Here is an 18351-nt window from a genome sequence, read left to right as displayed (position 1 = left end):
AATGAACACGCAAAAGCAGCGTCCAGAAGGACTTGTCGCAATCGATAAGGAAATGGCGCGCCAATTCAGCGATGCTCTGATTTCCTTCGAGGACAATCGGGAGCAGGCCGAGAAGATCGTCCGGAGTTTGCGCAAGACAGGCAAGCTGTTGCTTTTGGGTATGGGCGGGTCGCATGCTGTCAGCCGTGCGGTGGAGCCGCTCTATCGCGCCCATAATATTGATGCAATTGCGATACCGCTTTCGGAACAACTTGGTGCGGCCCTGCCCATTGAGGGCAAGACCGTTCTCGTCACATCACAGTCTGGCGAAAGTGCTGAGGTCGTGCGCTGGTTCGCCGAGAAGAAGCGCAATGCCGATATATTCGGCCTGACGCTCGACGCCGGGTCGTTTCTCGGCAAGAAGGTTGATTGTCTGGTGGGAAATGGCGGCGGAGAACTGGCATTTGCCGCAACCCGCAGCCTGACGATCAGCTTTGCTCTGCATTTGGCCATACTCGCGGCGCTAGGCGACGATCCGGATGCGGTGCTGAATGTATTGAAATCGCCACAGACTGTTGCGATTGATGCAGCACTTGCCTGCATAGCCGACGTCGATACGATTGTGACGTCAGGGCGCAGTCTTCAAGGCGTAGCGGAGGCGATCGCGCTGGGTTTTACGGAGCTTTCGCGCGTGCCGAGCTATTCTCTGGAAGGGGGTCAACTGCGCCACGGTCCTATGGAAATGCTCTCGCCCAAGGTTGGCGTCGTCTTGTTCAAAGCTGATGATGCGACCGCACCGCTGGTGACAGCAATGGCGCAGTCTGTTGTCGAGGCCGGTGCGAAACTTGTGGTGTTCGACGCCTCGGGTGAGCCGCTTGTTCCGGGAGCAGTGACAATTTCCTTTCCCGCAGCGAGTGGGCTTGCCGCCATATTCGAGATATTGCCCGCGGCACAGCGGCTTATGATGGCATTCGCCGACATGCGTGTCGAGAACGCCGGAACGCCGGTCCGCTCTTCCAAGATCACGCGGAGTGAATGAGTGAGGCCAATCGCAATTATCGGCAACGTCAATGTCGACATGATCCTCGGTCCCACTGCAGCCTGGCCGCAGCCGGGAACTGAGAACATTGTCAGCCATGATGAGTTGCGCGTCGGTGGCTCGGCGGGCAATTCGGCACTGACGCTTATGGCGCTGAATGTGCCGTTTCAGATGGCCGCAAATACCGGCTCGGACCAGTTTGGGCGTTGGCTTGCCGAGCATTTCGGTGATCATGCCCGGCAATGGGCGGTGTTTTCAGGCAAGACCACTTTGTCCGTTGGCCTGACGCATCCAGATGGTGAGCGGACGTTTTTCACGACGCTCGGCCATCTGCCGCATTTCTCCATTGAAGATGCTCTGTCGGGACTTGATGGTCAGGCTTTGTCTGGTGGGCTGGCGCTGCTGTGCGGAAGCTTTCTGACCGACAGGCTGGCTGATGCCTATGACCAGTTTTTTGATTGGGCTGATCACCACAACATCGATGTGGCCCTTGATACTGGCTGGCCTGTTGAAGGCTGGACCGAACGGAACCGAAGCCGCGCACGTTCATGGTTGAAACGCTGCAAGTTCGCGATGTTCAATGAGGTTGAGACGGTCAATCTTGGAAATTCGGCCGACCCCATAGAGGCTGCACGCAGTCTAGCGCAGATTATGCCGAACGACGCACTTTTCATCGTCAAATGCGGCCCGAACGGTGCTTTTGCCGTGGAATGTGATGGCAGTGTCATATCGGTGGATGCGCCTCACGTGACGGTTATCGACACGATTGGTGCGGGCGATGTTTTCAATGCGGCTTTCCTGGCGTCTTTCGCCAAAGGCGAGCCGGTTGAGGCCAGTTTGCGCGCCGCCACGCGCAGCGCGTCCCGGGCGATTTCAACAAGCCCACGGGCCTATACATCGGACATCGAAGGAGCGCTTGTATGAGCACCCTGACTATAAACAATGTATGCAAGAGTTTTGGACCGACTGACATCCTCAAGGGTATCGATCTGTCACTGGCCAGTGGTGAGTTTCTGGTTCTGCTCGGCGCTTCCGGCTCCGGCAAGTCCACATTGCTCAACATTATTGCAGGTCTGGCAGAGCCGACCAGCGGCGACATTCGCATCGATGAGCGCTCTATCGTTGGCGTTCATCCCAAGGACAGGGACACGGCGATGGTGTTTCAGTCCTATGCGCTGTACCCAAATCTGAATGTCAGACGCAATATTGGCTTCGGTCTCGAAATGCGCAAAGTGCCAGCCGCAGAACGGGAAAAAGCTGTTCTGGACGCGGCGCGCCTTCTACAGATCGAAAACCTGCTGGATAGAAAGCCTGCGCAGCTTTCTGGCGGGCAACGTCAACGTGTTGCAATCGGGCGCGCGCTGGTGCGGCATCCGAAGTTGTTCCTATTCGATGAGCCCCTGTCTAACCTCGATGCCAAATTGCGCATGGAGATGCGCGCCGAGTTGAAGCGGTTGCATCAACTCATGAAGACCACCATGGTTTATGTCACGCATGACCAGATTGAAGCGATGACATTGGCGACGCGCATTGCTGTGATGCGCAACGGACGTATCGAGCAGCTGGATACACCGGAAAATGTCTATAACCGGCCCGCGACCCTTTATGTGGCGACATTTGTCGGCGCTCCGCCGATGAATATGCTGGAAGCTACTTTCAATGGGGATCGTTTGACCATCGATGGTACTGAAACCAGTATTCCTGTGGGCAGCCTACCGCGCGTTGCCCATGGCAAACGAGTCCTGCTGGGCGTCCGGTCAGAAGCCATCGGTCTAGAGCGCAAAGAACAAAGTGTCGTTTTACGGATGAAATGCGATATTGCAGAACTCACCGGTCCCGAATTAATCGTCACCGGGACTGTCGGTTCGCAAAGGCTCGTGGCAGCGTTACCGCCAAGTCACAAAGTGCAGCCGGGCGAAGAGTTCGACGTCATGCTCGATCCCGAGAATGTTCATCTCTTTGATCCCGAGACCGAATTGCGACTTAACTGATCGTTCCGACCATCATATAGTCGGGAAATCAGTCCAATAGCTTCATCGCGGTCTCTTCGTCGGTAATAAGTCCGTTGATGATCTGACCGCGCAAGGCCGACAGCAATGGCTGCACTTTGCGCGCGCCAGACGCCACGCAAATGCGCTGTCTGCTGACATTGATCTGCGGCGCGACGCTGGTGATCCGCAAATTTGTGGCGCCATTGACGATCTTTCCGTCGATATCAAATGCCCAGCCGCAAATTTCGCCAACGCCACCGAGCCTATTGAGCTCAAAAAGCTCATCGCGGCTGAGAAAGCCTTCTTTGGCGAGTGGAGAATCCGCAGCCAGATCACTAATGCCTGTCAGCCAGAGATCGGCGGTTGATGCCAGCTCGTGAACACGCCTCACTGGCTCAATCGCCAGCAAGGCATCCCTTTCTTCCACTGATGAAAGATAGAGCGGCAAGAGGAGAGGGTAATGCTGTGCGCTTACCGTTTCCGAAAGCTTGATTAAAGCGTCGAAGGGACTTGCCGATCCGTCAATGCCAATATGCCCCACCAGTGATACCAGGCGATGCACGGAGCCATTAAGCGGAGAAACACGCTGAACAGTGGCGCGCATGGTACGGCCGGTGCCAAGCGCCATCACAATGGCAGTTCTGGACCGCAACTGCCGCTCTATGAAAACGGCAGCGGCTTCAGGGACGGTCGTCGAACCTTCCGGCCAAGTTCCCTCCGAGGGAACAACGTCGCAATAAGCCAGGTCGAATTTCTCCGACAGCTTGCCAGCGAGTTCCATGCAATTTGCGATAGGATGGTTCATCCGAAACGTGATCAGTCCTTCGGACCGGCATTGCGAAACAAATCGCTGTGCCGTTGGGCGCGAAACGCCCAGCATCTGGGCGATCTCGTCCTGGGTCTTGCCAGCAATATAATAAAGCCAACCCGCTCTTGCGGCATCGTCGAGTCTGGGTTTGTCGTTATCGGCCATGGGCGGAAATATCTCTTAGTAAGGAAGGCAGGTCGGCAGCATGCGTTAAAATGTGATCTGCACCGGCATTACGCAATGTTTCAGTATTGTCCAGTACCGAGTAATGGCTCCCACCGGTAAATCCGACAGCCGTCATGCCCGCAGCCTTGGCGGCTTTAACGCCGCTGGGGCTGTCTTCGATAACGACGCATCGTGGGGCCGACACACCCATCTGTCTGGCCGCGTAAAGAAAGAGGTCAGGAGCGGGCTTGCCGTGTTTCACCATCGTTGTGCTGAAAATATTGCCTTCGAAAAGTGGCAGCAGACCTGTTTGCCCCAATGATATCTGAAGTCGTTCCTCATCGCTAGATGACGCCACGCAGCGGGGGAGTGGTATCGCTTCAATCGCTGAACGAATTCCATCGACGGCAATCAGTTCCTGTTCAAAGCGCGCAAAAAGATACTCTCGCCAGCTTGAAACAAAGGTGTCGGGGAGTGGCTTGTTCATTTGTTCCGTGAAGGCATCCGTCACTGCCGATGCCGGACGTCCCAGGAAAGTGCGCAAGGCATAGTCGAGGTCCGTGGGTACGCCGTGCCTGCTCAGTACGTCGGCTACCGCGCCGCAGCTGATGATCTCGCTGTCGACCAGTACGCCGTCACAGTCAAAAATGATCAGATCAAAGGCGAGCGGGGCAGGGTTCATTGGGGTGATATCCATCGAGCGACTCATGAGAAAATGATTGATATGTGAGCGTATGATAAACACGGTGCGTCTGGAAGAGCAATATACCTTTGCGCGGCGATCCATATATAAGCACGCTATATGCCATAATAAGTAATCATTCGGACGATTCAAATTATGGGCTGGACAAACGCTTATTGGAGCGTATGCTCACTGTAAAAGCACTTGATCGAGATGGGAGGATACGATGAAGCGTCTTTTAGTGGCTTCCTTGATGTTGGGCTGTTCGATGCTGTCCAGCTTAACGGCTGAGGCAAAAACGCAGATCGAATTCTGGCATGCGATGGGAGGCGTGCTCAATGATCGCGTGAATGAACTTTCGAAGAAGTTCAATGAATCTCAAGATGAGTATGAGATTGTCCCGGTCAATAAGGGCAAATATGAAGAGCTCATCAATGCGATGATTGCGGCCTATCGCGCGAAGCGCGCGCCGGTCATTGTGCAAACCAATGAACGCGCATTTTTGACCATGCTGAACTCATCGGCGGTAATACCCGTCGCCGATCTGATGGTCAAGGAAGGCTACACCATCGACTGGAGTACGGTGATTGCGCCGGTTGCCGCATACTATAGTGACAAGGGCAAGTTGCAGGCTCTGCCATTCAACTCGTCAACGCCAATCCTTTGGTACAATCAGGATCATTTCAAGGCCGCAGGCTTTGAAAAGCCAGCTGATAACTGGGATGAGCTGACACAACAGTTGCACGCGATCCATGACAAGGGCATTTCGAAATGCGCCATGGTTTTGCCGGGCGACTATGAGTGGAGCTTTCTCGAAAACTACGCTGCCGTGAACGACTACCCCTATGGCACAAAGCGCAACGGCATTGACGGTATCGACACCGAGTTTGTTTTCAACAAGTCTCTGACCCGTCAAGTGGAGCGCATGCATGACCTCGTTTCGAGCGGAGTTATGGAGATCGCGGGTCAGGGAATTCAGCCGGTTCAGTTGTTCACCTCAGGCACCTGTTCGACGATTATTGCATCGACTGCGTCTCATGCCGCGGTGGAGGCTTCAGCAAAATTCCCGTGGAATGCGACTTTCCTCCCCCATGAAAAGGATCGTACAGCACATAATAGTGTCATCGGTGGCGGCGCTTTATGGGCAATGAAGGGTCATTCCGACGATGAATATAAAGGCGCTGCCGCGTTCTTCGACTTTCTAGCAAAGCCGGAAACTCAGGTGTGGTGGAGCAAAAACACTGGCTATGTTCCCGTTACGACGACGGCCTATGAAGCGCTGAAAAGCGAAGGCTATTTCGAGCAGCATCCCACCCGCGCCATTGCGATTGAACAGCTTATGCGCAAGCCGAACTCCGATAATTCGCTGGGTTTCCGCTTCGGTAACTCCAATCAGGCCAATATCTTCATTATGGAAGAAGTGATGGCTGCCTCACTGGGGCAGAAGCCGGCACAGGAAGCGTTGGATTCCGCTGTCACGCGCGGCAACGAAGTGCTTCGCCGCTTTGAAAAGCTAAGCGCAGGAAAATAAGGCAATGAAAGCACAAGGTGGAGGTGCTTTCCGTCAGCGCTCCCCTTTGGGGGAGCGGCAGGAAAGCGGCCTGAAGCGCGCGCATTTTCGAGAATGGAAAACGCCAGTCTTATTGCTGGCGCCACAAATGCTCGTCCTGCTGTTCTTCTTCTTCATTCCGTCATTCAGGGCGCTCATCCAGGCGTTTCAGCTCAATGATCCGTTTGGCGGTTCAGTGCAATGGGTTGGTTTCTCGAACTTTGCGGCATTGCTCGCCAGCCCGTCCTACTGGATGTCGGCCAAAATGACGCTCTGGTTCACGCTGGCGCAGAATGCAATCACGCTTTCGGTTGCGTTGCTTTTTGCTTTCGCGACCAACCATGTCATTCGTGCGCGTGGCGCCTATCGTACGATCTTGCTGCTTCCTTATGCTATCGCTCCCGCAGTTGCAGGCATAATGCTGGCATTTCTGTTCAATACCCGTGTCGGACCGATCGCGCAAATACTGCACATGCTGGGTATCGGTTGGGACCCCACGAAGAACACTACCGATGCAATGATCCTCATCATCCTTGCGGCATCGTGGAAGCACATTTGCTACAACTATATTTTTCTCGTCGCCGCCCTGTTGGCCGTACCGCGTTCGATCCTGGAATCTGCCGCCATCGATGGTGCGGGGCCCATTCGACGGTTCCAGCGTATTTCCCTGCCGATGATCGCGCCGACGCTGTTCTTCCTGATCGTCATCAACTTCGTCTACGGCTTGTTCGACACATTTGCAATTATCGATGCCACCACACGTGGCGGACCGGCAGGGGCGACGTCAATCCTCGTCTATAAGGTTTATCAGGATGGCTTCGTCAATCTGGACATGGGCTCTTCTGCTGCGCAGTCGGTCATTTTGATGATCCTCGCTCTTGCCCTCACATTCGCGCAGTTTCGCCTGGTCGAAAGGCGCGTCAATTATGCGGTGTAAATCATGAATGAACGCACACCGATATTGGACGTGGTTTGCCATGCGGTTCTCATAATCGGGATCGTGTTGGTTTGCCTGCCACTTTATTTCGTGGTGGTCACGGGTTCGCTGAGCCAGCAGGACGTGTTGAAAGTCCCGATGAGTTGGCTGCCGGGCGATCAGTTTTTGGTCAATTCGCTGGAAGTTCTAACAACGATCAATTTCGGGCAGCTTTTGTTGAACACGTTTATCGTGGCGCTCGGAATTACTGTCGGAAAATTGGCTCTTTCGGTGCTTGCCGCCTTTGCAGTCACCTATTTCCGCTTTCCGTTCCGAATGACCGCCTTCTGGCTGATCTTCATATCGATGATGCTGCCGATTGAGGTGCGCATTGTCCCAACCTATGAATCAGCAGCCAATATGGCGCTGCCGCTGAATATCATCTTTGCCTGGCTCGGCATTTCGGTGGAGCTGAACTGGAACATGGTGAACACCTATCCCGGGCTTATCCTGCCCATCATCGCTTCAGCAACGGCGACATTTTTGTTCAGGCAGTTCTTTCTGACAATTCCTGACGATCTGTGTGAAGCAGCAAGAATTGACGGCGCTAAACCAATGCAATTCTTCTTCCGCATTCTGCTTCCACTGTCCCGGTCGAACATCGTGGCATTGTCGATCATTCTCTTCCTGATGGGCTGGAACCAGTATCTGTGGCCCTTGTTGATGACGACAGACCCCAATATGGCAACCGCTGTTGTGGGTTTGAAACAGGTCATGCCGCAGTCGGATGGTCTTCCGACATGGCATCTTCTCATGAACGCCTCACTTTGGACCATGCTTCCGCCCGTGCTGGTGATCCTCATCATGCAGCGATGGTTCGTGAAGGGTCTCGTCGACAGCGGCAAATAATGAACGATTGGAGAATATGAAAATGGTGAAGATCATTGGCCATCGCGGTGGGCGCAATCTGTGGGCCGAAAATAGTATCGCGGGCTTTCAAAATCTGCTCGCTTTGGATGTAGATGCCGTGGAACTGGACGTCCATTTGAGTTCCGATGGTGTGCCGGTTGTGATCCATGACCCATTGCTCGATCGCACCACCAATGGCAGAGGACCAGTTCAGGCGCAAAGCGCAGAGGCGCTTGGAAAAGTCCTCTTGAACGACAGCCGCGGTCAAACAATACCCACTCTAGCGGATGTGCTGGATATCTTCGCTCCCACCAGGCTGGAGCTTGAACTGGAGATCAAGATTGATGAGCGGGGGAGACCATATCCCGGTATGCCCGAAAAGATCATCACGCTTGCTCAAGAGCGCAATATGCTGGATCGCGTCTTCCTCACCTGCTTCGTGCCGGAAGTGCTGGAAGATGTCCGTATGAAATTTCCAGACCAGCAGTTGCTGATGTCGATTGACCGGCGCTCGGCGGAGTTTTTCGGTGGATTTGAAAAAGTGCTCAAGCGCGGCAACGATGTTGCAACGGTATTGGCTTTCGAGAAGAGCTTGCTGGAGATTGTATTGGACCAATGTGTGGCGGAGGTAGGGACACCAAGGCTTGGATGTTGGGTGCCAAACACCGAAACCGAGCTTGAACATTGGTTGAGCAAGCCAATTGGTCAGTTGACAACGGATCGCCCCGATCTAGCAGTTCTCGTCGCGGGCCGACACTCATCACCGGCTAATCGGCAGAAAGGGTGAGTTGATGGCCTCGGTCGAACTTCGTGCAATTCACAAGACCTATGGCAATGTGGAAGTCATTCCCAGCATCGATCTTTCGATTGCGGATGCAGAATTCGTTGCGCTTGTCGGACCTTCCGGATGTGGCAAGTCAACGTTGCTGCGCATGATTGCCGGTCTCGAACAAATCACATCCGGTGATCTGCATATTGGCGACAGGAATGTGAACCGCGCCAATCCCAGCGAGCGCGATGTTGCCATGGTTTTCCAGAATTATGCGCTTTATCCGCATATGTCTGTCTTCGACAACATAGCGTTCAACCTTCAATTAGCGGGCCGACCGAAAGCGGAAATTCGGGATCGGGTCGGTGAAGCGGCGCGGATGCTGGATCTGACAACACTATTAGACCGCAAGCCGCATCAATTGTCCGGAGGCCAGCGCCAGCGTGTCGCAATGGGGCGCGCCATTGTGCGAAAGCCTTCTGTCTTTCTGTTTGACGAGCCGCTCTCAAATCTCGATGCAAAATTGCGCGTATTGATGCGTGCAGAGATCAAGGAGCTGCACCAGAAGGTGAAGATTACGTCGATTTATGTCACGCACGATCAGATTGAAGCAATGACATTGGCTGATAGAGTGGTGGTGTTGAACAAAGGGCGGATCGAGCAACAGGGCACGCCTATGGAGCTCTACACGAAGCCCGCTAATGTCTTCGTTGCAGGCTTCATTGGTTCGCCCTCGATGAATTTTCTAAACGCAACGGTTGAGCAAGGTTCAGCAGGCATCGCTATCCGGTTGGAAAACGGTGCAAAATTGGACATGCTGGATAGCAACCTAGATAAAACCGGCAAGGTTGTGCTGGGATTGCGCCCTGAACATCTGGAAGTCCGTCGCGATGGCGGTATTCAAGCAAAAGTGCGCCTGATCGAACCAACCGGGGCTCAAACCCATGTTGTGCTTGAGGTAGGCTCAGAGAAATTGACGGCTGTCGTTGATAGCGAGATGCCGCTGACAGTGGGTGAGGTGGTTGGTCTGGATATCGCACGCGAACGGGTGCATCTATTCGATCCGTCCAGTGGTGCACGTATCAACTGAAAGGACTATCTCCTAAACAGCACTAACCGGAACTCATTTCCAAAATAGAGGCCGGTGGGAAGCCATGCTTCGGCGGGATCGAATTTTTGTAACCTGTCCGTCTTTATCTGTCCGTTTTGGTTAAGTGGGTTATGAAGAGTTGGAAAAGCTCTGACTGGCTCGATATGGATAGCCGCTTGTAAATATTGTGGCGGTGTATCTTGGCCGTCCCCTCTGAAATATTCATATGACGAGAAATCGAGATATTGCTATGGCCGCGCAGGATCAGCTTTGTGATTGATTGCTGCGCGGGCGTCAGCTGCCCTTGGAACGCACCCAGAAACGTTTCCTCAATATCCTCTTTTGCATATTCATGGTTGATATAGCTCGCATTGCTGCGGCAATGGGTAGAAATAGAAGCAGCAATAACCGGCTCAATCTGTCTTAGATTATCCAGTTCAGAACCCGTGAACGCGTTGCTTCCGTGGTTTCGCATCAGCGAATAAACAGCTGCGGTTCGATGGCGCAATGGCACAATAATGCCTATTTCCTCCACCAGCGCGCCGGCTTCGGATGAAACACAGGGATGGATATCCTTTGCAATCACAAAATCCGATGTGAAGAAGCTGTCGGGCGCGAGTTCGCCCATTCGCCACACGCCCGATGTATGTTCATTGATCGACGCGACATAAAACGGATCAAGCAGATAGCCGCCCCGCAAATATGTTTCCAGTGTCTTGCGCGGTACGGAACTGCAATAGCCATCATGGAGAAAAAGCGGGGTATTGTTGAAGCTGAACAGGAAAATGCAGCTCATGTCGAATTGCACCCGGCCACCGATAGTTTGGTCGAGTGTCTGACCCAGCCCGTCCGTTCCGATGGACCGGATTATCTCTGACAGTCCGTTGGCATCCAGCGGAAACACGGTTTCTCCTCCCGTATAACTTTCGGCATATCGACGCATCTGCGTATGATTTCTAGACTTCGCACCAAAAGCAAGAGTTCGACGGATGTATCGAACCGATTGGGGAAAATAGTTGGATTTGGTCCAGAAGGAGGAAACATGGCTGGTCGTTTGTCAGGAAAAGTAGCGCTTATAACGGGTGGCGCGGGAGGCTGCGGTCTCGCAGCATCGGAACTCTTCGCTGCGGAAGGGGCCAAGGTCGGTATTGTGGACTTGCCGTCTAGCCCAGGTGCAGATGTTGCAAAAAAGCTCAACGAAGCCGGTCACGAGGCGGTCTTTGCGCCAGCCGATGTTTCGGATGCCGCGCAGGTCGCATCGGCAGTGGAGAAAATTATCGGGGCTTTCGGACCCATTACGGTTCTGATGAACCATGCAGGCACACTGGCGGCAGGTCCGTTTCTCGAAACAAGTGAAGAGGAATGGGACCGCCTTATGGCGATCAATGTGAAAAGCATGTTCCTCGTCTCAAAGGCCGTACTGCCATCGATGATCAATGCGGGTGGTGGTAGCATTATCTCTACGTCGTCGATTTCAGGCGTCGTCGGAACGCCCATGGAAGTGCTTTATTGCACGACCAAAGGGGCCTGCCACATGTTCGCACGCGCTCTTGCGGTGGAGTTTCGCGACAGGAATATTCGGAGCAATGCGATCTGCCCCGGCTTCATCGCCACGGCGCACGGTCGCAAGGAATTGGCGGTGCTGCAAAGCTTCGGCGTCGATGTTTCGGAAGACGCAATCAAAACTGCGCAAGGACGGCTGTGCCTGCCATCTGAAGTTGCTTCAGCAGCACTCTTTCTTGCAAGCGATGAGGCAAGCTTCATCAACGGAGCGCATATCTTCGCGGATAATGGCTACACTGCCATCTGACAAAGCCGTGTCGCTTCGGCGACGCCGAACGCCCACAACAGCAATAAGCAAAAAGATGGGAACGAGAATGTCAAAACAGAGCAATATGAGTGCAGGTGGCCACTGGCGCAATTGGGTCGGCAATCAGTCTTGTGTGACTTCCGCCATGGGCGCTCCTGCCAGTGAAGCCGAACTTTGCGATATGGTCAATTCCGCAACGTCTCAAGGACTGAATGTCCGATGTGCGGGGTCCGGTCACTCCTTCACGCCCGTTGTGGCTACCAGCGGGCTTATGCTCACGCTTTCAGGCATGAAAGGGGTGAAAAATGTGGACCATGATCGCAAGCGGGTTACCGCTGCAGCCGGTACGACCATTAACGAGCTTGGGCGATATCTCAAGAACAATGGTCTATCGATGGTCAATCAGGGCGATATTGACAGTCAGGCCTTGGCTGGCGCGCTGACAACCGGCACGCATGGCACGGGCGCAAAACTGTCCAATCTGGCATCATCGATTGTCGGCATGAAGATCGTCCAGCCCAACGGTGCCATTTTGACCGTCGACGAAACCACGCCGGATCTCTTGCGTGCGAGCCGCGTTTCCATTGGTACACTCGGTGTGATTTCCGAGATTACCTTGCAACTAATGGATTCCTATAACCTCTATGAAAGGCTCTGGCGGGAGGATTTTGATGCGTGCATGGACATGCACGACGAACTTGCCTCCAAACATAGGCACTTCAGCTTCTTCTGGTGCCCGACGGAAAAAAGCCGTCATTGCTATTGTCTTCCGGATACGGCATCGACCTCACGCTCGGGAAAGACAACCGATGTCTGTGAAATGAAGATTATGGACATTACCGACCAGCCGCCAATGAGCCGCGGGTTTGAAAAAGTCGCATACAGTTCGGAGATTTATCCGATCGAGTATGTGCCAAACTTCCACGAGCTTGAATATGCGGTGCCTGTTGTGCACGGCAAAGAGGCGGTCAAAGAAGTCCGAAAACTGATGCTGGAGAAATATCCAGAGTGCATCTACCCCATCGAGTATCGCTTTACGGCTGGTGATGATGCGTGGATGAGCCCCTTCTTTGAACAGGACAGCGTGACTGTGTCGGTTTCTGGTGAGCCTGGAACGGACTATTGGCCCTACCTCAGAGACGTGGATAAAATTCTGCGGGACTTCGGTTCCCGTCCGCATTGGGGCAAGCTTCACTTTCTGACTGGCGCGGATGTGACATCGATTTATCCCAAAGCCGATGAATTTCGCGCCCTGCGCCGCAAGCTGGACCCACAGGGTTATTTCCTGAATGACCATCTGACACAATTGTTCAGATAGGCGACCTCAGCGCTTGCGGCAGGTGCACGGTTCGTAGCCTCCGGCAAACAGGCGCCCTGGTTTCATGCCGATCATCGCCGGAACTTCGCTCAAGACCTGCGCACCCAGCGAACGCGCAATCGAGATCGTGGTTTCGGCGCAGATGGCTGCGTCTTCAGCCGCATTGTGATGCTTGAAGGTAAGGCCCAGATGAGACGCCAGAACATTCAACTTGTGCGACCCGAGATCGGGCCAGACCTTTTGCGCCATCTTGACCGAACATAGATACTGAAATTCTGGATAGTTCTGCCGATACTGATCAAGACAGGTGCGCCAGACGCTGAAATCGAAGGCGGCATTGTGAGCGATCATTGTGGCGCCCGCAAAATCTTCCGCGAATTCGTCCATGACTTCGGGAAACTCTCCGGCATCTTCCACATGTTCGGGACGAATGCCGTGGATCGCAATGTTGAAAGAGGAAAAGCGCATGTCCTTCGGTCGGATAAGGCGCTCTTCAACGCGCACGACGCGATCATCTTCAATCCATGCCAATCCTACGGAACAAGCGCTTCCACGCTGTTCATTGGCCGTTTCAAAATCAACTGCAATGGTTTTCAAGGCATGCTCCGGCTGGCTTTGCCAAGCTTCTACCGTCAAGCGCACCATTTGGCAAAACCAAAGCATCACCTGCACCAATTCGAGAGAAATTGGTGCAGGTGAGATCGTGCAGGTTATTTCAGTTCGACAACGGCTGCCTTGATATCCGGCTTTTGCGGAATGATGCCGCTTTTGGCGTACCAGTCGGCAATTTTTCCGATCTGTTCAACGTCCGCCGCCGTAACCGCTGTGGTCGGAACGGCATTGTTCTCACCGATCACTTTGCCGAGTTCGGCTGGTATGTTCATTTCCTTTGCCCAGATCGCGCCTGCATCGGCCTTGTTCGCCACTGCCCAGGCATTGTCCTGCTTCAGGACATCGAAAATGGCCTGAAGCTCGTCGGCTTTCTTTTCAGCGAATTCGCGACTTGAAACGAGAACGACGGCATTGTCCGAGCCGATGGCCGCGCCATCGGCGATCACCTGACCACCATAGGACTTCTCAGCGATTGCCACGAAGGGGTCCCAAGTTGCCCAGGCATCGACATGTCCCTGCACAAAGCTTGGACCACTGTCGCTTGGGCTAAGATAGACGCGCTCGACGCTTTTCGGATCGACGCCGTTTTTCTCCAACCCCTGCATCAGCAGATACTCGCCTGTACCGCCTCGGTTGACCGCAACCTTCTTACCGGCCAGATCCTTGATCGACGTGATGCCTGCATCCTTTTTGGCGACGATCCCTTCAGAGCCGGGCGACATTTTCTGATAGCCGAAGATCGTCAGTGGAATATTTGCAGCCAGTGCCGCAATGGCCGATGTGGAGCTGCCAGCCGTGATATCGATGCTGCCCGCGTTCAGTGCTTCAAAAGCGGGAGCCGCAGCGGGAAATGGGCCAGCCCATTCCACCTTGATGCCTTTTTCCGCGAGCGCTTTTTCCAGTGTGCCACGCGATTTTGCCAGGGTAATATCATTGGGGCCGCGAAGCCATCCGATACGGACAATTTGATCAGCGGCGAAAGCGGTTGTGCTCGCAAGCGTCATTGCCACACCGGTAAGGGTGGCCAGAATTTGAAGTCTTTTCATTGATTATCTCCGCTTTTTCAAGGGTGCAGGACAGGATGCCGGACGCCAAGCGCTTCCAGCAATTCGGTTTCGATGGCGGCAGCGCGTTTGTCTGTTCTCTGCCTTGGATGATCGATATCGACACGCAGATCGCGAATGAATCGCCCCTGATCGAGAACGAGAATCCGGTCGGCGAGAGCCACAGCCTCCCAGACATCATGCGTCACCAGCAGGGTCGCTGGTCTGTGTTTGCGCCAGAGATTGAAGACCAGATCGTGCATGCGAAGACGCGTCAACGCATCGAGCGCTGCAAATGGTTCGTCGAGCAAAAGCAGTTCCGGCTCGCGAACCAGCGCCCGTGCCAAGGCAGCCCGCTGTGCTTCACCGCCAGACAGTGTCAAAGGCCAGGCATCGACCCGATGAGACAGGCCAACATCGGCAATCGCCTGAAGTGCTTTGCCGTTGCTGCGGGCGTTCGCTACGCCAAGCGCAACATTGTCGATCACGCTCTTCCACGGCATCAGCCGCGGTTCCTGAAAGACGACGGCACGGCGTTGCGGAATTTCCAATGCATTAGCCGGCGCTTCGTCGAGCCCCGCAAGCACACGCAGCAGCGTGGATTTTCCAGAGCCGCTCCTGCCAAGCAGAGCCACGAATTCTCCCGGTGCTATGCTCAGATCGATATTGTCGAGAACCATCGGGCCGCCGAAGGACCGTGACAGGCCACGAATTTTAACGATATCGCTCATGATACCACCGCCGGGCGCCAGCGCAGGGCATAGGCTTCGATAGCACGCACCAGCCCATCCGTCAGCAATCCCATGAGCGCGTAGACCAGAAGGCACACCACGATGACGTCGGTTTGCAGAAAGTCACGCGCATAGGTGATGATATAACCAATGCCACTGGACGCATTGATCTGTTCTGCCACCACAAGGCTAAGCCATGCGATGCTCAATCCATAGCGCACGCCGACAAGCAGTGAGGGCAGAGCGCCGGGGATCACGACATGTCGAATGATTTCCAGCGTGCCGAGATTGAGGGTACGCCCAGCCTCGATCAGCTTGCGGTCAACGCTGCGAATACCGCCATGAAGCGTCAGATAGATCGGGAAAACGGAGCCAAAGGCAACCATGCCGATCTTGGGTGCTTCACCAATGCCGTACCAAAGGATGAAGAGCGGCAGGAGACCCAGAAACGGCATCGCTTTTAGCATCTGCACGGGCGGGTCGATGATCGTTTCGCCAAGCCGGGAAAGCCCGGCGAAAAGCGCCAGAGCGACACCTATGGCGAGTGCTATGGAGAAGCCAACAATGACACGCAGGAACGACACCGCGAGACCGGTCGCCAGCTCTCCCGATGCCAGCAGTCGCAGGCCGGTCGCTGCAATGTCGACAGGTGACGCCAGTGTGCGGGCCGACAGAAGCCCGGTGACGCTCGCCAATTGCCACAAAATAAGGATGGCGATAGGCGATACGAGCCTCAGCATCCATTGCGGGAAGCGCGGGCCTGTTTTGGCACTGCTGGCTGGAGGAGAGCTGACGCCAGCCGCTTTCTCCAAAGCGCTTGTATCAGCCATTGGCGGCCTTTCCAGTCAGGTCCCGGTCGAACAGGGTTGACCATGTAAACTGCTTGCGCTCGGCGACGGGCCGTTCAACGGGCAGACGCGGCAAAACCATCTCGCCGAAGCGATATGCTTCCTCGAGCAGAGGCATGCCGGAGAGGATGAACGTGTCGACACCAACGGCCTGATAGGCTTCGAGTGTGCGAATGACCGTGTCCGGTGAGCCGACGATTGCCGTGCCCGGGCCGGGGCGCACGAGACCAATGCCAGCCCAGAGATTGGGCGAGATTTCAAGGTCGCGCAGATTGTCCGGTTTAACGCCGCCGTGCATTGCAGTCATGCGCTGTTGGCCAACGGAGTCCGTGTTGGAGACGAAGCGCTTGTTGCCAGCCATAGCCGCCTCATCCATCTGGTCGTAAAGATCGGCGGCAGCTTCCCAGGCTTTCGCGTCGGTCGAGCGCACAATCACATAAAGGCGGATACCGTATTTCAGTTCGCGCCCATGGGCTGCGGCACGTGCTTTGACCTGCTTGACCTTCTCGCCCATCTGTTCGGGTGTTTCGCCCCAGGAAAGATAAGTGTCGACGTGTTTTGCCGCGACTTCTATGGCACTGTCAGACGAACCGCCAAACCAGAGCGGCGGTGGGGCGATCGACGAACCGGCCGGAAGGGCAAGTTTTGCGCCTTCGGTCTGGAAGTATTTGCCCTTATGGGTGACGCTTTCGCCCGCCATGAGACGATGCCACAGGGTCAGATATTCATCGGCCATCAGATAACGTTCGTCATGCGGCAGCATCATGCCGTAAGCGCCAAGCATCTTGGCGTCGCCCGAGACAACATTCAGCATCAGCCTGCCGTTGGAGAACTCCTGAAATGTCGCCGCCATTTTGGCAAGCAGCGTTGGTGCTACGAGACCCGGATGGAAGGCGAGCAGAAACTTCATGCGTTCCGTATAGGGCAATAGCGCACCGGCGAGTGGCCAGACGTCATGAGCGCCGGTGGCAAAAAGCGCGCCCGTATAACCCAGATGGTCATAGGCTTGGGCAAGCTGCTTGTAATAGCCGTAATCGACGACGCGCGATCCCTCGGGCTTCCAGGGATAAGCGCCGTCTGGGGCGCACATGTACCAAAGGACGTTCATGCTCTTTCTGCCTTGTTATGCTCTGCAATAATTTCGACTTTGCGACTGATCGCTGCGTGGCGGAGCAGTATGTCCGCTTCCGCTTGCTGCTCGCGCAAAAGAATGTTGTCAGCGGGCACGATGTGCCAGTTGCGCTCCAGGATGACCCGTGTCCAGGCGCGGCGCTCGTTGTCGTCGGCATCCTTCGCAAGAAGGGCTGCGGCCTCTTCCGGATGCGCGATGATCTCCTGTCCGATCCGCGCGAGTTCTGCGGCAAAGGCATCGATAACGTCGTCCGGCAAATTGCGCTGCCCAATGGTCCAGAAGACCGAGCGGTTGGGAATGGTGGTGCCGCAATGCAGCAGGACATGAAACTCACCACTTGCCAGCGCCTGTTCGAGATGTGGGGCCATAGCGATCCACGCCGCCACCTTGCCTGTGCGCAGAAGATCCCGCGAGGGGGTTGCCAGAAGATCATGACGCTGCACGTCATCGAGGCTAAGGCCCACCTGTTCCAGACTTTTTGCCAGAAAGTAGGTGTGAAACGAGCCGTCGACGAGTGCAACATCACGCCCTTTCAGGTCGGCGACGGTCCGGATGTCGGTATCCTTGGCAACCAGTATCGCGCCATTGGCGGGCCGCGGAGCAGACGCTGCTGCATAGGTCACTGGGAGGCCGGATTCGGCTGCGAGAATAGGCGGTGTCGATCCTGTGCCGCCGATGTCGATATCGCCGGCAACGAGCTTCCTGGCGGTATCACGACCCTCAGGATAAAGCACAAATTCCGGCTGTAGATCGGCAAAGGCTCCCGGCCAGCGGGATGCAAGCGTTAGATGCAGGTTGTTAGGATGAAAGCCGATCTTGAATGCCATGAATACGCGATCCGGTTGCAAATTCGTTATATAAATTTATATAATGGGATTCAGGCAGGCACCGAAGGAAGGCTTGATTAAACCTTCGGCAAAACTTGGAAAACCATTCCGTGTTTGCCCGGTTTTTGAGATT

Annotated in this window: 19 protein-coding genes; 10 read left to right on the top strand and 9 right to left on the bottom strand. The window is 54.8% G+C overall.

The genetic code is table 11. The annotated features are described in order from the left end of the window. Position 1: 1 nt before the first annotated feature. The 3 genes from ACTJKP_RS10695 to ACTJKP_RS10685 are packed head-to-tail and all read left to right on the top strand — an operon-like array spanning position 2 to position 3009. Positions 2-1018: an SIS domain-containing protein gene (locus ACTJKP_RS10695; protein WP_440630620.1), complete on the top strand. Its 1017-nt coding sequence runs from the start codon at positions 2-4 to the stop codon at positions 1016-1018. After that, the gene (locus ACTJKP_RS10690; RefSeq protein WP_440630619.1) at positions 1019-1942 is read left to right on the top strand and encodes a carbohydrate kinase family protein; all 924 of its coding nucleotides are present in this window, start codon (positions 1019-1021) and stop codon (positions 1940-1942) included. It begins immediately after the preceding gene. After that, positions 1939-3009: an ABC transporter ATP-binding protein gene (locus ACTJKP_RS10685; RefSeq protein ID WP_440630618.1), complete on the top strand. Its 1071-nt coding sequence runs from the start codon at positions 1939-1941 to the stop codon at positions 3007-3009. Before ACTJKP_RS10690 ends, ACTJKP_RS10685 begins: the two co-directional genes overlap by 4 nt. A gap of 28 nt (positions 3010-3037) precedes the next feature. Here the strand turns inward: ACTJKP_RS10685 and ACTJKP_RS10680 are convergent, their stop codons facing one another. Both ACTJKP_RS10680 and ACTJKP_RS10675 read right to left on the bottom strand, forming a co-directional pair. After that, a complete protein-coding gene (locus ACTJKP_RS10680) occupies positions 3038-3982 on the bottom strand; it encodes a sugar-binding transcriptional regulator (RefSeq protein WP_078337301.1) in 945 nt (314 codons plus the stop codon). After that, positions 3972-4679, bottom strand: a complete 708-nt coding sequence (locus tag ACTJKP_RS10675) for an HAD family hydrolase (RefSeq protein ID WP_440630617.1) — start codon at positions 4677-4679, stop codon at positions 3972-3974. The genes ACTJKP_RS10680 and ACTJKP_RS10675 overlap by 11 nt, the downstream gene beginning before the upstream one ends. Positions 4680-4890: 211 nt before the next feature. On the opposite strand from ACTJKP_RS10675, the gene ACTJKP_RS10670 reads away from it, so the two are divergent. The 5 genes from ACTJKP_RS10670 to ACTJKP_RS10650 are packed head-to-tail and all read left to right on the top strand — an operon-like array spanning position 4891 to position 9897. After that, entirely contained in the window at positions 4891-6195 is a 1305-nt protein-coding gene (locus tag ACTJKP_RS10670; RefSeq protein WP_440630616.1) for an extracellular solute-binding protein, read from the top strand. 4 nt (positions 6196-6199) lie between these two features. After that, positions 6200-7150 (top strand): ABC transporter permease subunit, encoded by a 951-nt coding sequence (locus tag ACTJKP_RS10665; protein ID WP_078337299.1) that lies wholly within the window; start codon positions 6200-6202, stop codon positions 7148-7150. A 3-nt stretch (positions 7151-7153) separates the two neighbouring features. Continuing rightward, positions 7154-8038, top strand: coding sequence for an ABC transporter permease subunit (locus ACTJKP_RS10660; RefSeq protein WP_078337298.1), 885 nt, complete (start codon positions 7154-7156; stop codon positions 8036-8038). Between the two features lie 22 nt (positions 8039-8060). After that, positions 8061-8825 carry a glycerophosphodiester phosphodiesterase family protein gene (locus ACTJKP_RS10655; protein WP_162762653.1) on the top strand — a complete coding sequence of 255 codons (765 nt, stop codon included), beginning with the start codon at positions 8061-8063 and terminating at the stop codon, positions 8823-8825. A gap of 4 nt (positions 8826-8829) precedes the next feature. Then, entirely contained in the window at positions 8830-9897 is a 1068-nt protein-coding gene (locus tag ACTJKP_RS10650; RefSeq protein WP_440630615.1) for an ABC transporter ATP-binding protein, read from the top strand. A 103-nt stretch (positions 9898-10000) separates the two neighbouring features. On the opposite strand, the gene ACTJKP_RS10645 is transcribed toward ACTJKP_RS10650, so the two are convergent. Continuing rightward, positions 10001-10801, bottom strand: coding sequence for a helix-turn-helix transcriptional regulator (locus ACTJKP_RS10645; RefSeq protein WP_440630614.1), 801 nt, complete (start codon positions 10799-10801; stop codon positions 10001-10003). Positions 10802-10939: 138 nt separating this feature from the next. On the opposite strand from ACTJKP_RS10645, the gene ACTJKP_RS10640 reads away from it, so the two are divergent. Together ACTJKP_RS10640 and ACTJKP_RS10635 are read left to right on the top strand one after the other, a co-directional pair. Then, positions 10940-11707, top strand: coding sequence for an SDR family NAD(P)-dependent oxidoreductase (locus ACTJKP_RS10640; protein WP_078337294.1), 768 nt, complete (start codon positions 10940-10942; stop codon positions 11705-11707). 67 nt (positions 11708-11774) lie between these two features. Further along, on the top strand, positions 11775-13025 hold the full coding sequence (locus ACTJKP_RS10635) for a D-arabinono-1,4-lactone oxidase (protein ID WP_440630613.1): 1251 nt from the start codon (positions 11775-11777) through the stop codon (positions 13023-13025). A 6-nt stretch (positions 13026-13031) separates the two neighbouring features. Here the strand turns inward: ACTJKP_RS10635 and ACTJKP_RS10630 are convergent, their stop codons facing one another. The 6 genes from ACTJKP_RS10630 to ACTJKP_RS10605 all read right to left on the bottom strand — a co-directional run bounded on the left by ACTJKP_RS10630 (position 13032) and on the right by ACTJKP_RS10605 (position 18218). Then, positions 13032-13622 carry a 3'-5' exonuclease gene (locus ACTJKP_RS10630; protein WP_440630612.1) on the bottom strand — a complete coding sequence of 197 codons (591 nt, stop codon included), beginning with the start codon at positions 13620-13622 and terminating at the stop codon, positions 13032-13034. A gap of 113 nt (positions 13623-13735) precedes the next feature. Further along, positions 13736-14683, bottom strand: a complete 948-nt coding sequence (locus ACTJKP_RS10625; RefSeq protein WP_440630611.1) for an aliphatic sulfonate ABC transporter substrate-binding protein — start codon at positions 14681-14683, stop codon at positions 13736-13738. A gap of 17 nt (positions 14684-14700) precedes the next feature. Then, positions 14701-15432 carry an ABC transporter ATP-binding protein gene (locus tag ACTJKP_RS10620; protein WP_440630672.1) on the bottom strand — a complete coding sequence of 244 codons (732 nt, stop codon included), beginning with the start codon at positions 15430-15432 and terminating at the stop codon, positions 14701-14703. Continuing rightward, the gene (locus ACTJKP_RS10615) at positions 15408-16241 is read right to left on the bottom strand and encodes an ABC transporter permease subunit (RefSeq protein ID WP_440630610.1); all 834 of its coding nucleotides are present in this window, start codon (positions 16239-16241) and stop codon (positions 15408-15410) included. The genes ACTJKP_RS10620 and ACTJKP_RS10615 overlap by 25 nt, the downstream gene beginning before the upstream one ends. Next, entirely contained in the window at positions 16234-17367 is a 1134-nt protein-coding gene (locus ACTJKP_RS10610) for an LLM class flavin-dependent oxidoreductase (protein ID WP_113534181.1), read from the bottom strand. Before ACTJKP_RS10610 ends, ACTJKP_RS10615 begins: the two co-directional genes overlap by 8 nt. Further along, the gene (locus ACTJKP_RS10605) at positions 17364-18218 is read right to left on the bottom strand and encodes an ABC transporter substrate-binding protein (protein WP_440630609.1); all 855 of its coding nucleotides are present in this window, start codon (positions 18216-18218) and stop codon (positions 17364-17366) included. The genes ACTJKP_RS10610 and ACTJKP_RS10605 overlap by 4 nt, the downstream gene beginning before the upstream one ends. Positions 18219-18351 lie beyond the last annotated feature (133 nt).

This window comes from Brucella sp. 22210, assembly GCF_052045675.1.
Classification (GTDB): Bacteria; Pseudomonadota; Alphaproteobacteria; order Rhizobiales; family Rhizobiaceae; genus Brucella.
Note: the sequence above shows the minus strand (reverse complement) of the source record. Positions and strands in the feature narration are given on the sequence as shown.

Coding starts and splice junctions, on each gene's coding strand:
- ACTJKP_RS10695 (WP_440630620.1), top strand. CDS start 2: ATGAACACGCAAAAGCAGCGTCCAGAAGGACTTGTCGCAATCGATAAG.
- ACTJKP_RS10685 (WP_440630618.1), top strand. CDS start 1,939: ATGAGCACCCTGACTATAAACAATGTATGCAAGAGTTTTGGACCGACT.
- ACTJKP_RS10680 (WP_078337301.1), bottom strand. CDS start 3,982: ATGGCCGATAACGACAAACCCAGACTCGACGATGCCGCAAGAGCGGGT.
- ACTJKP_RS10675 (WP_440630617.1), bottom strand. CDS start 4,679: ATGGATATCACCCCAATGAACCCTGCCCCGCTCGCCTTTGATCTGATC.
- ACTJKP_RS10670 (WP_440630616.1), top strand. CDS start 4,891: ATGAAGCGTCTTTTAGTGGCTTCCTTGATGTTGGGCTGTTCGATGCTG.
- ACTJKP_RS10665 (WP_078337299.1), top strand. CDS start 6,200: ATGAAAGCACAAGGTGGAGGTGCTTTCCGTCAGCGCTCCCCTTTGGGG.
- ACTJKP_RS10660 (WP_078337298.1), top strand. CDS start 7,154: ATGAATGAACGCACACCGATATTGGACGTGGTTTGCCATGCGGTTCTC.
- ACTJKP_RS10655 (WP_162762653.1), top strand. CDS start 8,061: ATGGTGAAGATCATTGGCCATCGCGGTGGGCGCAATCTGTGGGCCGAA.
- ACTJKP_RS10650 (WP_440630615.1), top strand. CDS start 8,830: ATGGCCTCGGTCGAACTTCGTGCAATTCACAAGACCTATGGCAATGTG.
- ACTJKP_RS10640 (WP_078337294.1), top strand. CDS start 10,940: ATGGCTGGTCGTTTGTCAGGAAAAGTAGCGCTTATAACGGGTGGCGCG.
- ACTJKP_RS10635 (WP_440630613.1), top strand. CDS start 11,775: ATGTCAAAACAGAGCAATATGAGTGCAGGTGGCCACTGGCGCAATTGG.
- ACTJKP_RS10625 (WP_440630611.1), bottom strand. CDS start 14,683: ATGAAAAGACTTCAAATTCTGGCCACCCTTACCGGTGTGGCAATGACG.
- ACTJKP_RS10615 (WP_440630610.1), bottom strand. CDS start 16,241: ATGGCTGATACAAGCGCTTTGGAGAAAGCGGCTGGCGTCAGCTCTCCT.
- ACTJKP_RS10610 (WP_113534181.1), bottom strand. CDS start 17,367: ATGAACGTCCTTTGGTACATGTGCGCCCCAGACGGCGCTTATCCCTGG.
- ACTJKP_RS10605 (WP_440630609.1), bottom strand. CDS start 18,218: ATGGCATTCAAGATCGGCTTTCATCCTAACAACCTGCATCTAACGCTT.